Annotated in this window: 1 pseudogene; it reads left to right on the top strand. The window is 62.7% G+C overall.

Features of this window, described 5'->3' with window-relative positions:
- Nucleotides 1-200, top strand: a pseudogene (locus NQ036_RS15890) (transposase); the annotation flags it as partial.
- Nucleotides 201-466 lie beyond the last annotated feature (266 nt).

The raw sequence follows: 466 nt of genomic DNA, 5'->3' as shown, positions 1-466 counted from the left end.
CGTCTTCCGGGAAGACGAACCGGCACAGGCTCAACCGTGGAGGAAACCGGCAGGCCAATCAGGCACTCCACCAGATCGTGCTCGTGCGCATGTCCAGTGACCCGCGGACACGGGCCTACGTGGCACGCCGGACCGCGGAGGGCAAGAGCAAACGCGAGATCATGCGGTGCCTCAAACGCTACATCGCCAACGAGGCCTACCGGCACATTGTCCGGCCCGAGCCGGTACCCGCCGTCGACGACCTGAGGCCACTGCGCCAGTCGAAGAAGATCAGCTTGGAAACCGCAGCCGGGCACTTCAACACGTGGCCCACCACGATTTCCTACCTTGAACGCGGTAAACGCCGAGACGATGACTTCGTCATCGCCTACCGTGAATACCTGCTCGCCGCGTAGGCCACCTCGCCATGGTCGATCACCACCACCATGATCACGACCGGGCTTGACAACCTATAGGAGCATCACGG

Origin of the sequence: Brevibacterium sp. 91QC2O2, from assembly GCF_024580695.1 — a bacterium.
Classification (GTDB): Bacteria; Actinomycetota; Actinomycetes; order Actinomycetales; family Brevibacteriaceae; genus Brevibacterium; species Brevibacterium moorei.
Note: the sequence above shows the minus strand (reverse complement) of the source record. Positions and strands in the feature narration are given on the sequence as shown.